This is a genomic window from Pseudomonas sp. REP124 (genome assembly GCF_020164475.1).
Lineage (GTDB): Bacteria > Pseudomonadota > Gammaproteobacteria > Pseudomonadales > Pseudomonadaceae > Aquipseudomonas.
In genome coordinates this window covers 1-15,761 of the sequence record NZ_JAIQWX010000073.1, presented here as the reverse complement: position 1 = coordinate 15,761, position 15,761 = coordinate 1, and the positions used below count along the sequence as shown (strand labels likewise).

Genomic DNA, 15,761 nt, shown 5'->3' with positions numbered 1-15,761 from the left:
ATTGTTTTGCCGGTGGGCGCCTCAAGGCGTTGCGGCAATGTTCCAAAGAGAATTCGGAGCGAGTTATGGCAGGTCATTCCAAGTGGGCGAACATCAAGCACCGCAAAGAACGTCAGGATGCCAAAAAGGGCAAGATTTTCACCAAGTGGATTCGTGAACTGACCGTCGCTGCCCGTCAGGGTGGTGGTGATCCAGGTTCCAACCCGCGTCTGCGGCTGGCCCTGGACAAGGCGCTGGGCGCGAACATGAGTCGCGACATCATCGACCGCGCCGTTGCTCGCGGTGCCGGCGCAGCCGATACCGATGACATGGTCGAGTTGACCTATGAAGGTTACGGTCCAGGCGGCGTTGCGGTGATGGTCGAGTGCATGACCGACAACCGCAACCGTACCGCGGCGGCCGTGCGTCATGCGTTCAGCAAGTGCGGCGGCAACCTGGGTACCGACGGTTCTGTTGCTTACCTGTTCGAGCGCAAGGGGCAGATTTCCTTTGCCGCGGGCGTCGATGAAGATGCATTGATGGAAGCGGCGATGGAAGCCGATGCCGATGACGTGGTCACCAACGAAGACGGCTCTGTCGATGTCTTCACCTCGTTCGCCGGCTTCTATTCGGTGCGTAACGCGCTGGAAGCAGCGGGCTTCAAGGGTGATGACGCGGAAATCGTCATGCTGCCGACCACCAGCGCCGAGCTGGATCTGGAAGGCGCCGAGAAAGTCCTCAAGCTGATCGACATGCTTGAAGATCTGGATGACGTGCAGAACGTCTACTCCAACGCGGATATTCCGGAGTCGGTCGCCGCGCAGCTCGGTTAAGGCAAGTCCGGCCCCCTGTGGGAGCGGGCTTGCTCGCGAAAGCGGTGTGTCAGTCCAATTTCGGTAACTGATACACCGCCTTCGCGAGCAAGCCCGCTCCCACATTTGTTATGTGTTGTACTTGGATATAGATAGTTCACGGACCCACAGGCGTTATGACTTTAATCCTTGGCATCGACCCCGGCTCTCGCATCACCGGTTATGGCGTGGTACGCGATACCGGTCGAGGCTGCGAATACGTGGCCTCCGGATGCATCCGCACCGGTGCTGGCGAGCTGCACGAACGTTTGCAGATCGTCTACCGTGGGGTGCGGGAGATCATTCAGACCTACAAACCCGTGACCATGGGCATCGAAAAAGTGTTTATGGCGCGCAATGCCGATTCCGCCCTGAAACTGGGGCAGGCCCGTGGTGCCGCTATCGTTGCCGGCGCGGAAGAAAGCCTGGAGATTGCCGAGTACACCGCGACCCAGGTCAAGCAGGCAGTGGTCGGCACCGGCGCCGCCAACAAGGAGCAGGTGCAGATGATGGTCATGCACATGCTCAAACTGACCAGTAAACCGCAGATCGACGCCTCGGATGCCCTGGCCATTGCCATTTGCCACGCTCACACCCGTTCCAGCCTGCTGCCTCATGGGCTGGGTGCGGCACGCAGTCGTGGCGGGCGCCTGCGTCTCTGATAGCATCGGCAGTCAATTTCATGGAATCAGGGATTTGCGCCTCGGCTGGCGCAGGACCCTCGCTCTGTCAGTCGCCGGCATCGCGCCGGCCAACGCTCAAGGATCTGTAACGTGATTGGACGCTTGCGCGGCACACTGGCTGAGAAACAGCCGCCGCACCTGATTCTGGATGTAAACGGTTTGGGCTATGAACTTGAAGTGCCCATGACCACGCTTTATCGCTTGCCGTCGGTCGGTGAACCGCTGACGCTGCACACCCATTTGGTCGTACGCGAAGACGCGCAGTTACTCTATGGCTTCGTCGGCAAGCGCGAGCGAGACTTTTTTCGCGAGTTGATCCGTCTTAATGGTGTGGGACCGAAACTGGCCCTGGCCCTGATGTCGAGTCTGGAAGTCGACGAACTGGTGCGCTGCGTGCAATCCCAGGACACCTCGGCGTTGACCAAGGTGCCGGGCGTAGGCAAGAAAACCGCCGAGCGCCTGTTGGTCGAACTCAAGGACCGCTTCAAGGCCTGGGAAGCCGTTCCGGCCATGTTCGCCCTGGTACCGAACCAGCCGGATGGTCCGGCGCCGGTCAATACCGCCGAGAACGATGCGGTCAGCGCGCTGATTTCCCTGGGTTACAAGCCGCAGGAAGCCAGCAAGGCGATTTCCGCGATCAAGGAGAAAGGTTTGAGCAGCGAAGACATGATTCGTCGTGCCCTGAAGGGAATGATCTAAGTGATTGAAGCTGATCGTCTGATTGCCGCCACAGGTGGTGGCCCCCGTGAGCGCGAGGAAGTCCAGGACCGGGCGATTCGCCCTGTCAGTCTGGCTGAATACATCGGCCAGCCGACCGTTCGTGAGCAAATGGAGTTGTTCATCCAGGCGGCTCGTGGTCGCAACGAGTCCCTGGATCACACGCTGATTTTCGGTCCTCCGGGCTTGGGCAAGACCACCCTGGCCAACATCATCGCCCAGGAAATGGGCGTCTCGATCAAAAGCACCTCGGGTCCGGTTCTGGAGCGTCCAGGTGATCTGGCGGCGCTGCTGACCAATCTCGAACCTCACGATGTGCTGTTCATCGATGAAATCCATCGCCTCTCGCCAATTGTCGAAGAAGTGCTGTATCCGGCCATGGAAGACTTCCAGCTCGACATCATGATCGGCGAAGGCCCCGCCGCACGCTCGATCAAGCTCGATTTGCCGCCTTTCACCCTGGTCGGCGCGACCACGCGGGCGGGCATGCTGACCAACCCGTTGCGCGACCGTTTCGGGATCGTTCAGCGTCTGGAGTTCTACAGCAACGCCGACCTGTCGACGATCGTCAGTCGTTCGGCGGGCATTCTCGGCTTGCCGCTGGAGCCGGAAGGCGCCTTTGAAATCGCCCGTCGTGCCCGCGGCACGCCGCGGATCGCCAACCGTTTGCTGCGCCGGGTCCGGGACTTCGCCGAAGTTCGTGCCAAGGGCCACATCACCAAGCCGGTGGCCGACATGGCCCTGAACCTGCTGGATGTCGATGAGCGTGGTTTCGATCATCAGGACCGGCGTCTGTTGCTGACCATGATCGAGAAGTTCGATGGCGGACCGGTTGGCGTGGATAGCCTTGCCGCAGCCATCAGTGAAGAGCGCCACACCATTGAAGATGTGCTCGAGCCCTATCTGATCCAGCAGGGCTACATCATGCGGACCCCGCGGGGGCGGGTAGTGACACGGCATGCTTATCTGCACTTCGGCTTAAACATTCCGTCACGATTGGGCGAAATGCCCGTTGTAGACGAGTTTCTCGATTCCGTGGACGATTAAATGACTTTTGCGCGCTGAATTTTCGGGCATTGTGCTGTCCTAGGACCGTACTTTCGCGAGAAAGCCGCAGAACAATGAAAAACAGTTGCCTGCCGGATTGGCAACCCGAGGAGTAAGCACTAGAGTATGCGCGCGCAAAACGGGCTTGAGCCTTTCGCACATCGTTGTCGCGTTTATTACGAGGACACCGATGCGGGCGGCATCGTGTATTACGTTAATTACCTCAAGTTTATGGAACGGGCTCGAACCGAGCGGCTACGGGAACTGGGCTTTGCCCAATCGCAGCTGGCAGGGGAGGACCTGTTGTTCGTCGTGCATTCCAGCGAAGCGCGCTACCACGCGCCGGCGCGACTGGATGACGAACTGCTGGTAAGCGCTGAAGTAATCGAATTGAACCGTGCCAGCCTGCGCTTCAAACAGCAGGTCAGGCGGGCCACGGATAACGTACTGCTCTGCGAAGGGCAGTTTCTGGTGGCCTGTGTGCGCACCAACAGCTTGAAACCCCGGGCCATTCCCGAAGCTCTACGAGCGGCCTTTGCCGACGTGAGCGGCGCGGGTACACACTCAACGCAGGAGATAAAGCGTGGAAGCTAACGTCGTCGACCATTCCTCCATGTGGAGCCTGGTCAGCAATGCCAGTATCGTGGTGCAACTGGTAATGCTGACCCTGGTAGCCGCATCGGTGACCTCATGGATCATGATCTTTCAGCGCAGCAACCTGCTGCGTGCCGGTCGACGCGCTCTTGAGAGTTTCGAAGAGCGTTTCTGGTCAGGCATCGACCTGTCCAAACTCTATCGTCAGGCAGGCAGCAACCCGGACCCGGATTCCGGTGTCGAGCAGATCTTCCGCGCCGGTTTCAAGGAGTTCTCCCGTCTGCGTCAGCAGCCAGGCGTTGATCCTGAAGCAGTCATGGAAGGCGTTGCCCGTGCCATGCGCGTAGCGATCTCCCGCGAAGAAGAAAAGCTCGAACAGAGCCTGCCTTTCCTGGCCACCGTAGGTTCCGTCAGCCCGTACATCGGTCTGTTCGGTACCGTATGGGGCATCATGAACTCCTTCCGTGGTCTGGCCACAGCCCAGCAAGCGACCCTGGCCACCGTAGCGCCAGGTATCGCCGAAGCCCTGATCGCTACGGCGATCGGTCTGTTCGCCGCTATTCCTGCCGTTATCGCCTATAACCGTTTCGCCGCTCGCAGCGAAACGCTGATCGGCCGTTACTACACCTTCGCCGATGAGTTCCAGGCGATCCTGCACCGCAAAGTGCACACCAGCGAAGACTGAGCAGGTAATTACCAATGGCTTTAATCGCTCGAGCGCGAAACAAGCGCAAGCCGGTCGCCGAGATGAACGTGGTGCCTTACATCGACGTGATGCTGGTGCTGCTGGTCATCTTCATGGTGACCGCGCCGATGCTCAATCAGGGCGTGAAAGTTGATCTGCCGAAGGTTTCCAGCGAAGCCTTGCCGCAGGACAACAACACCCAGGTCCTGACCATTTCGATCAAGGCTGACAAGACCTACTACTGGAACCTTGGCAGCGAAGTCGACACCGAAAAGCAGCAGGATCGCGCCATGACCCTGCCGCAAATGACTGATGCGGTCACCAAGATCATTCGCGTCGGCAACGAAGGCGGCAAGCGTACCCAAGTCTTCATTCGCGGCGACAAGAGCGTCGACTACGGTTCCGTCATGGGCGCCATGGGCGGGTTGCAGAAAGCCGGGGTCGGTAACGTTGGCTTGATTACCGAGGCGCCCTGATGCAGCAACAGCGAGAGCCGTCCGCCTCGGAAAGCTACTTCTGGCCTAGTGTCTGGGCGATCGGCTTGCACGTGCTGGTGTTCGGCATGCTGTTCGTCAGTTTCGCCTTCACACCGGAACTGCCGCCGGCCAAGCCTATCGTTCAGGCGACCCTGTACCAGCTGAAATCGAAAAGTCAGGCAACCACCCAGACCAATCAGAAGATTGCGGGTGAGGCGAAGAAATCCGCCGCGCGCCAGACCGAAGTCGAGCAGATGGAGCAGAAGAAGATCGAGCAGGAAGCCGTGAAGGCTGCGGAACAAAAGAAAGAAGAAGCGGCTCAAAAGGCCGAGGAAGCCAAGAAGGCCGATGAGGCGAAGAAAGCGGACGAGGCAAAAAAGGCTGATGAAGCCAAGAAAGCCGACGACGCGAAGAAAGCCGCCGAAGCCAAGAAGGCAGAAGAGAAACAATTGGCTGATATAGCCAAGAAGAAAGCTGAAGAAGAAGCCAAGAAGGCTGCTGAAGAAGAGGCCAAGAAAGCGGCCGCTGAAGAAGCGAAGAAAAAGATCGTCGAAGACGCGAAGAAGAAAGCCGCGGAAGACGCCAAGAAGAAAGCTGAAGCTGAAGAGGCGAAGAAAAAAGTCGCCGATGAAGCGAAGAAGAAAGCTGCTGCCGATGCTGCGAAAAAGAAAGCGCAGGATGCGGCACGTAAATCCGCCGAAGACAAAAAGGCCCAGGCCTTGGCAGATTTGCTTTCCGACACGCCGCAGCGTCAGCAGGCCTTGGCCGATGAGCAGGGTGACGAAGTCGCCGGCAGTTTCGATGACCTGATCCGAGCACGTGCAGCAGAAGGCTGGGCTCGTCCACCTTCGGCCCGCAAAGGCATGACGGTCGTGTTGCAAATCGGCATGTTGCCTGATGGTACGGTGACTTCGGTCAGCGTGGCCAAGTCCAGTGGTGACGGTCCGTTTGACGCATCGGCTGTAGCGGCGGTGAAGAATATTGGACGTTTGACAGAAATGCAGGGAATGAAGCCGAGCGATTTCGCTCCGTATCGTTCGTTCAAGATGACATTTACACCTGAGGATCTAGCCTTGTGAGAAACCTTCTTCGAGGAATGCTGATCGCGATCTGCTGTATGGCAGGGTTGGCGATGGCGGATGAGAAAAACATTCTGGTTACCAGCGGCAGCGATCGGGCCACTCCGATCGCGGTTGTACCGTTCGGTTTCCAGGGCGGTAGCGTGCTGCCGGACGACATGGCGGAAATCATCGGTAACGACCTGCGCAACTCTGGTTACTACTCGCCGATTCCGAAGCAGAACATGATCAGCCAGCCGAGCCAGGCCAGCGAAATCATCTTCCGTGACTTCAAGGCACTGGGTGCCCAGTACGTCATGGTCGGCAGCATCGTTCCTGCGGGCGGTCGCCTGCAGGTTCAATACGCACTGTTCAACGTCGCAACCGAACAGCAAGTGCTGACCGGCAGCGTGTCGGGCGGTGTGGACCAGTTGCGCGACATGGCGCACTACATCTCCGACCAGTCGTTCGAAAAACTCACCGGCATCAAGGGTGCGTTTTCCACTCGCCTGCTGTACGTGACGGCCGAGCGCTTCTCCGAGAAGAACACTCGCTACACCCTGCAGCGTTCGGACTATGACGGTGCCCGCGCCGTTACCCTGCTGCAATCGCGCGAGCCGATCCTGTCGCCGCGTTTCGCACCGGATGGCAAGCGCATTGCCTACGTGTCGTTCGAGCAGAAGCGTCCGCGTATCTTCATGCAGAACATCGACACCGGTCGCCGTGAGCAACTGACCAACTTCGAAGGCCTGAACGGCGCGCCAGCCTGGTCGCCGGATGGCAGCCGCCTGGCATTCGTGCTGTCCAAGGACGGTAACCCGGACATCTACGTGATGAACGTGGGTTCGCGCTCGATTACTCGTGTCACCAACGGTCCCGGCATCAACACCGAGCCGTTCTGGGGCAAGGACGGTTCGACCATCTACTTCACCTCCGACCGTGGCGGCAAGCCGCAGATCTATAAAACCAGCGTCGGTGGCGGTGGTGCGGAGCGTGTGACTTTCGTCGGTAACTACAACGCCAACCCTAAATTGTCGGCGGACGAAAAGACCCTGGTGATGATTCACCGCCAGGAAGGTTTCACCAATTTCAAAGTGGCGGCCCAGGATTTGCAGCGAGGCAGTGTAAAAATCCTCACTGATAGCACTCTGGACGAGTCGCCCACTGTTGCGCCCAACGGCACCATGGTAATCTACGCCACCCGCCAGCAGGGCCGGGGAGTCTTGATGCTCGTGTCCATCAATGGACGCGTAAGGCTCCCGCTTCCTACCGCACAAGGCGAAGTCAGAGAACCTTCCTGGTCCCCTTACCTGAACTGACGCGGCGCTTTACGTTTTACTTAACACACTGGGGTTCATTAGGAGTTTCACGATGGAAATGCTGAAGTTTGGTAAATTTGCTGCGCTGGCTCTGGCCATGGCTGTAGCTGTAGGTTGCTCGTCCAAAGGCGGCGACAATGCCGGTGAAGGCGCGGTAGATCCAAACGCTGGTTACGGCGCTAACACTGGTGCAGTTGACGGCTCCCTGAGCGAAGAAGCTGCTCTGCGCGCTATCACCACTTTCTACTTCGAATACGACAGCTCGGACCTGAAGCCAGAAGCCATGCGCGCTCTGGACGTTCACGCCAAAGACCTGAAAGCAAACGGCGCTCGCGTTGTTCTGGAAGGCAACACCGACGAACGTGGTACTCGTGAGTACAACATGGCACTGGGCGAGCGTCGTGCGAAAGCCGTTCAACGCTACCTGGTACTGCAAGGCGTTTCCCCAGCTCAGCTGGAACTGGTTTCCTACGGCGAAGAGCGTCCAGTTGCCACCGGCAACGACGAGCAGTCCTGGGCTCAAAACCGTCGCGTCGAACTGCGTAAGTAATTCGTCATGCGAACGTGCCGTCGTGCTGTAACTGTTCTGGCTCTCAGCCTCGCGTCGTTCTCGGCGTGGGCTGCGGTTCCTGTGGTCGATAATGACTCCGGCAATAGCGGGAGCAGTTATCCGCCTGCTGGTTACGGTACGAACGGCGCCTATGCCGGGACAGGGGCTGCGGCTCCTGTCTCGGCGCAGGGCCAGCTGTTCAACCAGCTTCAGCAAATGCAGGAGCAGATCGAGCGCCAACAAGGCGTGATCGAAGTTCTGCAAAATGATGTAGCGCGCATGAAGCAGGAAAACCTGGAGCGATACCAGGATCTTGATCGGCGCATAGGATCCGGCGTTGCACCAGCCGCGACTCCAGAGAATTCTTCTACCGGTGGCGATTTGAACGCCCCCGGTGCTGCAGCAGGTGCAGGTGCAGGCGCAGCCGCGGGGGCGGCAGCTCAGGCACCAGCAGCGAGCAGCGAACCGGCAGATCCGGCGAAGGAAAAGCTTTATTACGATGCTGCCTTCGACTTGATCAAGGCCAAGGATTTCGACAAGGCCAGCCAGGCTTTTGCCGCCTTCCTGCGCAAGTACCCAAACAGCCAGTACGCGGGCAATGCGCAGTACTGGTTGGGTGAAGTGAATTTGGCCAAAGGCGATCTGCAAGGTGCAGGTCAGGCATTTGCCAAGGTTTCGCAGCTGTATCCCAAGCACGCCAAAGTGCCTGATTCGCTGTACAAGCTTGCTGATGTAGAGCGTCGTCTTGGTCACACCGACCGGGTCAAAGGCATTCTGCAGCAGGTGGTGTCCCAGTATCCGGGGACTTCCGCCGCTCAGCTGGCACAGCGCGATCTGCAGCGCATGTAAGCTTGCCGGACCCGTTTTGAAGAAACCCGCGCTTGTCGCGGGTTTTTTCGTTAGAATTCACCCCCTTTTTCTGAAACACGCTTTTTGGGATCTACGCATTGCCGGGGTTCCATGAAGTGCCTGACGGAGGCGGACAGCCTGTTTAGCTGTTACGCCCGTGGCGAATATGCAAGACACATTGAGAATTACCGAAGTTTTCTACTCGTTGCAGGGTGAAACTCGGACCGCCGGCCTGCCCACGGTTTTTGTGCGCCTGACCGGTTGCCCGTTGCGTTGCCAATACTGCGACAGCGCCTACGCCTTCACTGGCGGCACCATTCGCACACTCGACGATATCCTCGAGCAGGTAGCCGGTTTTCGTCCGCGTTACGTGTGCGTCACCGGCGGCGAGCCTCTGGCTCAACCCAACGCCATTCCATTGCTAAAGCGGTTGTGCGACGCCGGTTACGAGGTCTCGCTGGAAACCAGCGGCTCGATCGATATCTCGGCCGTGGATCCTCGGGTCAGTCGCGTCGTCGACCTGAAGACGCCGGGCTCGAAAGAAGCCCATCGCAACCGTTACGAAAATATCGAACTGCTCACGCCCAACGACCAGGTGAAATTTGTCATCTGCTCGCGGGAAGACTATGAGTGGTCCGTTTCCAAGCTGATCCAGTACGGTCTTGAGCAACGTGCCGGCGAAGTTTTGTTCTCGCCGAGCCATCACGATCTCAATGCACGGGATCTGGCTGACTGGGTGGTGGCGGACAACCTGCCGGTGCGCCTGCAACTGCAGCTGCATAAATATCTTTGGAATGATGAGCCGGGGCGCTGAAATGACGGAACAACTGAACACTGCAGAAAAACGTGCGGTCATCCTGCTGTCCGGTGGCCTGGATTCGGCGACGGTCGTGGCCATGGCCCGCGCTCAGGGCTACAGCTGCTACACCATGAGTTTCGACTATGGTCAGCGCTCCCACGCCGAACTGTATGCCGCCGAGCGTGTGGCTCGGGATCTTGGGGTGGTCGAGCACAAGGTGATCGGCCTGAATCTGAACGGCATGGGCGGCTCGGCCCTGACCGACAGCAGCATCGATATCCCGGAAAATCCGGGCGAAGGCATTCCGGTCACTTACGTCCCGGCACGCAACACCGTGTTCCTGTCCCTGGCATTGGGTTGGGCGGAAGTGCTTGGTGCTCGCGACATCTTCATTGGCGTTAACGCCGTGGATTACTCCGGTTACCCGGACTGCCGTCCCGAGTTCATCGAGTCGTTCGAGCGTATGGCCAATCTGGCGACCAAGGCTGGCGTTGAGGGCAATGGTTTCCGTATCCAGGCACCGCTGCAAAACCTCAGCAAGGCGCAGATCATTCAGGAGGGAACGAAGCTTGGGGTCAACTACGGCCTGACCGTTTCCTGCTATCAGGCCGACGATGAAGGGCGTGCGTGCGGCAAGTGCGACAGCTGCCGACTGCGTGCGGAAGGCTTTGTTGCGGGCGGAATCAGCGACCCAACACCTTATTTTTGATTATTTTCAAAATAGGTGTTGAATAGTCCTTAAAAATCAGTATTATACGCGCCACCACACAGCGGGTCGTTAGCTCAGTTGGTAGAGCAGTTGGCTTTTAACCAATTGGTCGTAGGTTCGAATCCCACACGACCCACCATTTTCAAGCTGTTTTAAAAGTCTGGAAGGCCCACGCAAGTGAGGATTTCCGGATTTTTTTTTGCCCGCGATTTAACCCGGCCCTGCCTCCGGGGTGCACCATATGGCGCAGGTCAGAATCATCTTTTGCATCCGCCGGATATTCTGTAGCCTTGCGCATCTTCACGCTGTCCGTGCCTGATGAATACTCACTTTCCCGGCGGTACCCAGACGGGTCCGGAGCCGGGTGTATACTCGACTTTCGCGCGAATGCGCCTGCAGGTCTTGCGAACATGACGCAGATTTCCGAACGCCTTCTGGTTCAAGCCCACCTCGACGCCAAGCAGCCCAAGCCGCTGACGGCCGACGAGGAAGCCCATTACCGTGCCGCCATCGCTGCCGAGCTCAAGGCTCAGGACGCGGTGCTGGTTGCCCACTTCTATTGCGATCCGGTCATCCAGGCTTTGGCCGAGGAAACCGGTGGCTGCGTCTCCGACTCCCTGGAGATGGCCCGCTTCGGTAACGCTCACCCGGCCAAGACCGTGGTGGTTGCCGGGGTCAAGTTCATGGGTGAGACCGCCAAGATTCTCAACCCTGAAAAACGCATTCTGATGCCGACGCTCGAGGCGACGTGCTCGCTGGATCTGGGTTGCCCTGTCGACGAGTTTTCCGCGTTCTGCGATCAGCATCCCGAGCGCACGGTGGTGGTGTATGCCAACACCTCCGCGGCGGTCAAAGCCCGGGCCGACTGGGTGGTGACGTCCAGCTGCGCACTGGAGATCGTCGAAAGCCTGATGGACAACGGCGAGACCATCATTTGGGGCCCGGACAAACACCTGGGCACCTACATCCAGCGTCAGACCGGTGCCGACATGCTGCTGTGGGACGGTGCCTGCATCGTTCACGAGGAGTTCAAGTCCAAGCAGCTCGAAGACATGAAGGCGCTGTATCCCGATGCGGCGATCCTCGTGCATCCGGAGTCGCCGACTTCGGTGATCGAATTGGCGGACGCCGTTGGCTCCACCAGTCAGTTGATCGCGGCGGCGCAGACCTTGCCGAACAAGACGCTGATCGTGGCGACCGACCGCGGCATCTTCTACAAGATGCAGCAGCTGTGTCCGGACAAGGTGTTTATCGAGGCGCCAACCGCCGGCAACGGCGCGGCATGCCGCAGTTGCGCGCATTGCCCGTGGATGGCGATGAACACCCTTGAGCGCACGCTCAAGAGCTTGAAAGAGGGGGCGAACGAGATCTTTGTCGATCCGGCGCTGATTCCCCAGGCTATCCGGCCGTTGAAGCGGATGCTGGACTTCACCCAGGCTGCGCGAATGAAGCTGGCCGGTAACGCCTGAGGCTTCACAGGCAAATACAAAAAATAACTGTGGGAGCGAGCCTGCTAGCGATGCGGACTGTCAGTCAATATTGATGTGACTGACATAAAGCATCGCGAGCAGGCTCGCTCCCACAAGTGTTTTGAATACTCGAAATTACTTGGTTTTCTTCGGAATCCGCACCAGCTCGGTGCCCGAATACATGTCATGCCAGCTGCGTTTCTGCTTGTCGAACAGCGACCAGATGAACCCCAGGCCAATGCAAAGCCAGGAAGCGATCGATACCACAAAGCGCAGCAGCGCCTGCCACAGGCTGATGGACGATCCGTCGGCGTTCTGCACGCGAATGCACCACACCTGCATCCCCAGGGTCTGACCGGAATGGGTCCAGAACTTGGCGAAGAAGCCAAACAGGACAAACAGCAGCACTGTCGAAAGCAGCGGGTCGCCATCGAGTGCGCCGGCTTCCGTGAGCGCGCGCATTTTCTCTTCGCCGATGATCGCCATCTGGATCATCTTGTAGGCGCCGCTGGTGACGATCAGCAGGGCGGTACACAGCAGGAAGTCATAGAACATCGCGGCCAGACGACGGCCCAGGCCAGCGGCAGGAAATTCGCCCTGAGGGGTGAGCAGGTGTTTCGACATGTTGGCTCTCGGCGAAAAAAAGAAGCCATTTTACGGATTTACGCGCACAAAAAAGCCCCTGATGTCAGCATCAGGGGCTTTTTCGTTACAGAAGATTAGGCTTCTGCTTGTACTTCGTCAGCCTGCATGCCTTTCTGGCCTTGCACGGCGATGAAAGTCACTTTCTGGCCTTCTTTCAGGCTCTTGAAGCCGTTGCCCTGAATAGCGCGGAAATGCACGAACAGATCCGGACCGCTTTCTGGAGTGATAAAACCAAAACCTTTCTCGTCGTTAAACCACTTGACGGTACCGCTCTGACGTTGGGACATTTCTTATTTCCTTTGACGCTAAAATTAATGACAGTCTCTATCTTGTGACAGAGTACTGGGGCTGGTTGCAGGAGAGTAAGAAGACGCCGAACGGGATGTAGCTAACTTGTAGGCTACTGCCCAGGTCACGATTCCAAGCGACCCATGCAAACACAGTGAACAAACTCTACGCCAACTATGGGAGAAAAAACAAGCCCCTGCGCAGCCCCGGATTTGCTCAGCTTGCTGGCAATTATCGGGAAATTGGCAGTTCTTATTCTTCGCGCTTGTTCCGTTGTTTTCGATCGTTATAAGCAAAGTTCATAATCGAAGCTGACGTAAAACAGATGCACTGTTTTATGGCGGTTGCGTTACACATTAGTGCACTGTTAACGCAACCGCGTTACTTATAGGAACAGTTAATCAGCCGCGATAGTAGCGTTGAGGAACAAATGGCATTTTGCTTACAAGCAAAGGAACCTTTTTCCCACGAACAATTGCCCAAACCTGGGTATCAAGAGCGGTATAAGCGCTATCGACGTAACCCATGGCCAGAGGACCACCCAGGGTCGGTCCGAAACCGCCGCTGCAGACGCTGCCGATGATTTCGCCGGCCTCGTTGACGATCTCTGCACCTTCGCGCACCGGAGTCCGTTCCTGCGGCAGCAGGCCCACACGTTTACGGCTGACACCGTTCTGTTGCTGCTCGAATACATTTTCGGCGCCCGGGAAACCACCGGCACGGGCGCCATCGGCACGGCGTGGCTTGGAGATGGCCCACAGCAGGCTGGCTTCGATCGGGGTGGTTTCGGTGTTCATGTCGTGGCCGTACAGGCACAGACCGGCTTCCAGGCGCAGGGAATCGCGAGCGCCCAGGCCGATGGCTTCGACTTCCGGCTCGGCCAGCAGCGCGCGGGCGAGGGCTTCGGCATTGCCCGCCGGCACGGAAATTTCGAAACCGTCTTCACCGGTGTAACCCGAGCGGCTGACGAAGCAGTCCACACCCAGCAGGGAAACGCGGGCGAACTGCATGAAGGTCATCTTGGCCACTTCCGGTGCCAGACGCGCCAATACAGTGACCGCCGCCGGGCCTTGCAGGGCCAGCAGGGCTCGCTCTTCGAACAGTGGCTCGATCTTGCACAGCTCGCCGATGTGCTTCTGCAGGTGCGCCAGGTCCTGATCCTTGCAGGCGGCGTTGACCACCAGGAACAGTTCGTCGTTACCTAGGTTGGCGACCATCAGGTCGTCGAGGATGCCGCCGGTTTCGTTGGTGAACATCGCGTAGCGCTGCATGCCCACTGGCAGGTCGATGATATCCACCGGCACCAGGGTTTCCAGGGCCTTGGCAGCGTTGGCACCGGTCAGGCGAATCTGGCCCATGTGCGATACATCGAACAGACCGGCCTGATCGCGGCTGTGCTGGTGTTCTTTCATCACGCCCAGCGGGTATTGCACGGGCATGTCGTAGCCGGCGAAGGGCACCATGCGCGCACCCAGTTCAACGTGCAATGCGTGCAACGGGGTTTTCAACAGTTGTTCGGTGGACATACTCAGCTCCTGAAAATGTGTGCTGCGGCGCGAAGGCTCATCAGCACTCGATAATGTTGACCGCCAAACCGCCACGGGCGGTTTCCTTGTATTTGCTTTTCATGTCGGCGCCGGTCTGGCGCATGGTGCGGATGACCTTGTCGAGGGAGACGAAATGGTGACCGTCGCCCCGCATGGCCATGCGCACGGCATTGATGGCCTTGACCGACCCCATGGCGTTGCGCTCGATGCAAGGCACTTGCACCAGTCCGCCAATCGGGTCGCAGGTCAGGCCAAGATTGTGTTCCATGCCGATTTCCGCGGCGTTCTCCACCTGCTGCACCGTGCCGCCCAGCACTTCGCAGAGCGCACCGGCCGCCATGGAGCAGGCGACCCCGACCTCGCCCTGGCAGCCGACTTCGGCGCCGGAGATCGAGGCGTTTTCCTTGTAAAGAATGCCGATGGCCGCGGCGGTCAGCAGAAAGCGCACCACGCCGTCATCGTTCGCGGTGGGGATGAAGCGCATGTAGTAATGCAGCACAGCCGGAATGATCCCGGCCGCGCCGTTGGTCGGAGCGGTCACTACACGCCCGCCATTGGCGTTTTCTTCGTTGACCGCCAGGGCGTACAGGTTGACCCAGTCCAGCACCGAGAGCGGATCGCGCAGGGACGATTCAGGGTTCTTGCACAATTGCTGATACAGCGCGGTGGCTCTGCGTTTGACCTTCAAGCCACCGGGCAGGATGCCTTCGTTGCGGCAACCGGCAGCGACGCAATCCTGCATGACCTGCCAGATCTTCAGCAGGCCGGCTCGGGTTTCCGCTTCGGGGCGCCAGGCGCTTTCGTTGGTCAGCATCACCTGGCTGATGGACAGGCCGTAGGTGGCGCAGTGAGCGAGCAGTTCCTTGGCGTTCTTGAAGGGAAAGGTCAGCGGTGTGGCGTCTTCGACGATACGGTCGGCGCCAGCGGCGTCTTCATCGACGACGAAACCGCCGCCTACCGAGTAGTACTCGCGGCTGCGGATCTGCAGGCCTGCGGAGTCGAAGGCGCGAAAAATCATGCCGTTGGGGTGATAGGCCAGCGGTTTGCGAATCATCGCCAGGTGTTCTTTCTCGTTGAACGCAATGCTGTGTTCGCCGAGCAGGTTCAAGCGTCCGTTGCCGCGAATGTCCTGCAGGCGGGCGGCGACGGTTTCGGTGTCCACGGTATCCGGGTGCTCGCCTTCCAGGCCAAGCAGCACGGCCTTGTCGCTGCCGTGTCCCTTGCCGGTGGCGCCTAGCGAGCCGTAGAGCTCGACCTTGATGCTGGTGGTCGCGCTCAGCAGCCCCTCACGGCGCAAGCCTTCGACGAAGCGCGCGGCTGCGCGCATCGGGCCGACGGTGTGGGAGCTGGAGGGGCCGATGCCAATCTTGAACAGGTCGAACACGCTGAGCGACATGGTTGTTCTCCGGTTTCTTGTTATAGGAATTGGCGGATCTTCATGACTGGAGACGATCCTGTGGGAGCTGGCTTGCCTGCGATGGCGGTGGATCAGTCGA

18 protein-coding genes and 1 tRNA gene are annotated in these 15,761 nt (G+C 58.7%); 15 read left to right on the top strand and 4 right to left on the bottom strand.

All coding sequences use genetic code 11. The features are described from left to right. Window positions 1-65 precede the first annotated feature (65 nt). The 15 genes from K9857_RS18125 to nadA all read left to right on the top strand — a co-directional run bounded on the left by K9857_RS18125 (window position 66) and on the right by nadA (window position 11,785). Window positions 66-812 carry a YebC/PmpR family DNA-binding transcriptional regulator gene (locus K9857_RS18125; protein ID WP_224537981.1) on the top strand — a complete coding sequence of 249 codons (747 nt, stop codon included), beginning with the start codon at window positions 66-68 and terminating at the stop codon, window positions 810-812. 155 nt (window positions 813-967) lie between these two features. Continuing rightward, the gene (gene ruvC / locus K9857_RS18120) at window positions 968-1,492 is read left to right on the top strand and encodes a crossover junction endodeoxyribonuclease RuvC (protein WP_110964618.1); all 525 of its coding nucleotides are present in this window, start codon (window positions 968-970) and stop codon (window positions 1,490-1,492) included. 111 nt (window positions 1,493-1,603) lie between these two features. Then, entirely contained in the window at window positions 1,604-2,212 is a 609-nt protein-coding gene (ruvA, locus tag K9857_RS18115; RefSeq protein ID WP_224537980.1) for a Holliday junction branch migration protein RuvA, read from the top strand. Continuing rightward, on the top strand, window positions 2,213-3,277 hold the full coding sequence (gene ruvB / locus K9857_RS18110) for a Holliday junction branch migration DNA helicase RuvB (protein ID WP_224537978.1): 1,065 nt from the start codon (window positions 2,213-2,215) through the stop codon (window positions 3,275-3,277). It abuts the gene before it with no gap. Window positions 3,278-3,403: 126 nt separating this feature from the next. Continuing rightward, window positions 3,404-3,871 carry a tol-pal system-associated acyl-CoA thioesterase gene (ybgC, locus tag K9857_RS18105; RefSeq protein WP_224537976.1) on the top strand — a complete coding sequence of 156 codons (468 nt, stop codon included), beginning with the start codon at window positions 3,404-3,406 and terminating at the stop codon, window positions 3,869-3,871. Next, entirely contained in the window at window positions 3,861-4,556 is a 696-nt protein-coding gene (gene tolQ, locus K9857_RS18100; RefSeq protein ID WP_224537974.1) for a protein TolQ, read from the top strand. Before ybgC ends, tolQ begins: the two co-directional genes overlap by 11 nt. Window positions 4,557-4,579: 23 nt before the next feature. Continuing rightward, the gene (tolR, locus tag K9857_RS18095) at window positions 4,580-5,032 is read left to right on the top strand and encodes a protein TolR (protein WP_224537998.1); all 453 of its coding nucleotides are present in this window, start codon (window positions 4,580-4,582) and stop codon (window positions 5,030-5,032) included. Further along, window positions 5,032-6,111: a cell envelope integrity protein TolA gene (gene tolA / locus K9857_RS18090; RefSeq protein ID WP_224537973.1), complete on the top strand. Its 1,080-nt coding sequence runs from the start codon at window positions 5,032-5,034 to the stop codon at window positions 6,109-6,111. The genes tolR and tolA overlap by 1 nt, the downstream gene beginning before the upstream one ends. A gap of 17 nt (window positions 6,112-6,128) precedes the next feature. Then, window positions 6,129-7,409, top strand: coding sequence for a Tol-Pal system beta propeller repeat protein TolB (gene tolB, locus K9857_RS18085; protein ID WP_263487914.1), 1,281 nt, complete (start codon window positions 6,129-6,131; stop codon window positions 7,407-7,409). A 52-nt stretch (window positions 7,410-7,461) separates the two neighbouring features. Then, a complete protein-coding gene (pal, locus tag K9857_RS18080) occupies window positions 7,462-7,959 on the top strand; it encodes a peptidoglycan-associated lipoprotein Pal (RefSeq protein WP_003178634.1) in 498 nt (165 codons plus the stop codon). Window positions 7,960-7,965: 6 nt separating this feature from the next. Then, window positions 7,966-8,808 carry a tol-pal system protein YbgF gene (gene ybgF / locus K9857_RS18075; RefSeq protein WP_224537970.1) on the top strand — a complete coding sequence of 281 codons (843 nt, stop codon included), beginning with the start codon at window positions 7,966-7,968 and terminating at the stop codon, window positions 8,806-8,808. Between the two features lie 166 nt (window positions 8,809-8,974). Continuing rightward, window positions 8,975-9,622, top strand: a complete 648-nt coding sequence (queE, locus tag K9857_RS18070) for a 7-carboxy-7-deazaguanine synthase QueE (protein WP_175380499.1) — start codon at window positions 8,975-8,977, stop codon at window positions 9,620-9,622. Window position 9,623: 1 nt separating this feature from the next. Beyond that, entirely contained in the window at window positions 9,624-10,316 is a 693-nt protein-coding gene (gene queC / locus K9857_RS18065; protein ID WP_224537968.1) for a 7-cyano-7-deazaguanine synthase QueC, read from the top strand. Window positions 10,317-10,379: 63 nt separating this feature from the next. Next, a tRNA-Lys gene (locus K9857_RS18060) sits at window positions 10,380-10,455 on the top strand. Window positions 10,456-10,726: 271 nt separating this feature from the next. Continuing rightward, window positions 10,727-11,785 carry a quinolinate synthase NadA gene (nadA, locus tag K9857_RS18055; protein WP_224537966.1) on the top strand — a complete coding sequence of 353 codons (1,059 nt, stop codon included), beginning with the start codon at window positions 10,727-10,729 and terminating at the stop codon, window positions 11,783-11,785. Window positions 11,786-11,920: 135 nt separating this feature from the next. Here nadA and K9857_RS18050 read toward each other — a convergent pair whose 3' ends face one another. The 4 genes from K9857_RS18050 to K9857_RS18035 form a co-directional block, all read right to left on the bottom strand. After that, the gene (locus K9857_RS18050; protein ID WP_224537964.1) at window positions 11,921-12,409 is read right to left on the bottom strand and encodes an RDD family protein; all 489 of its coding nucleotides are present in this window, start codon (window positions 12,407-12,409) and stop codon (window positions 11,921-11,923) included. Window positions 12,410-12,504: 95 nt separating this feature from the next. Further along, window positions 12,505-12,717 carry a cold-shock protein gene (locus K9857_RS18045; RefSeq protein WP_007977299.1) on the bottom strand — a complete coding sequence of 71 codons (213 nt, stop codon included), beginning with the start codon at window positions 12,715-12,717 and terminating at the stop codon, window positions 12,505-12,507. A 402-nt stretch (window positions 12,718-13,119) separates the two neighbouring features. Beyond that, window positions 13,120-14,244: a glycine cleavage system aminomethyltransferase GcvT gene (gene gcvT, locus K9857_RS18040; protein ID WP_224537962.1), complete on the bottom strand. Its 1,125-nt coding sequence runs from the start codon at window positions 14,242-14,244 to the stop codon at window positions 13,120-13,122. A 40-nt stretch (window positions 14,245-14,284) separates the two neighbouring features. After that, window positions 14,285-15,661, bottom strand: a complete 1,377-nt coding sequence (locus K9857_RS18035) for an L-serine ammonia-lyase (protein WP_224537961.1) — start codon at window positions 15,659-15,661, stop codon at window positions 14,285-14,287. Window positions 15,662-15,761: the final 100 nt, after the last annotated feature.

Bases quoted from the DNA above. Each gene is read 5' to 3' on its own strand.
- K9857_RS18125 (WP_224537981.1), top strand. From the start codon at position 66: ATGGCAGGTCATTCCAAGTGGGCGAACATCAAGCACCGCAAAGAACGT.
- ruvC (WP_110964618.1), top strand. From the start codon at position 968: ATGACTTTAATCCTTGGCATCGACCCCGGCTCTCGCATCACCGGTTAT.
- ybgC (WP_224537976.1), top strand. From the start codon at position 3,404: ATGCGCGCGCAAAACGGGCTTGAGCCTTTCGCACATCGTTGTCGCGTT.
- tolA (WP_224537973.1), top strand. From the start codon at position 5,032: ATGCAGCAACAGCGAGAGCCGTCCGCCTCGGAAAGCTACTTCTGGCCT.
- tolB (WP_263487914.1), top strand. From the start codon at position 6,129: ATGCTGATCGCGATCTGCTGTATGGCAGGGTTGGCGATGGCGGATGAG.
- pal (WP_003178634.1), top strand. From the start codon at position 7,462: ATGGAAATGCTGAAGTTTGGTAAATTTGCTGCGCTGGCTCTGGCCATG.
- ybgF (WP_224537970.1), top strand. From the start codon at position 7,966: ATGCGAACGTGCCGTCGTGCTGTAACTGTTCTGGCTCTCAGCCTCGCG.
- queE (WP_175380499.1), top strand. From the start codon at position 8,975: ATGCAAGACACATTGAGAATTACCGAAGTTTTCTACTCGTTGCAGGGT.
- queC (WP_224537968.1), top strand. From the start codon at position 9,624: ATGACGGAACAACTGAACACTGCAGAAAAACGTGCGGTCATCCTGCTG.
- nadA (WP_224537966.1), top strand. From the start codon at position 10,727: ATGACGCAGATTTCCGAACGCCTTCTGGTTCAAGCCCACCTCGACGCC.
- K9857_RS18050 (WP_224537964.1), bottom strand. From the start codon at position 12,409: ATGTCGAAACACCTGCTCACCCCTCAGGGCGAATTTCCTGCCGCTGGC.
- K9857_RS18045 (WP_007977299.1), bottom strand. From the start codon at position 12,717: ATGTCCCAACGTCAGAGCGGTACCGTCAAGTGGTTTAACGACGAGAAA.
- gcvT (WP_224537962.1), bottom strand. From the start codon at position 14,244: ATGTCCACCGAACAACTGTTGAAAACCCCGTTGCACGCATTGCACGTT.
- K9857_RS18035 (WP_224537961.1), bottom strand. From the start codon at position 15,661: ATGTCGCTCAGCGTGTTCGACCTGTTCAAGATTGGCATCGGCCCCTCC.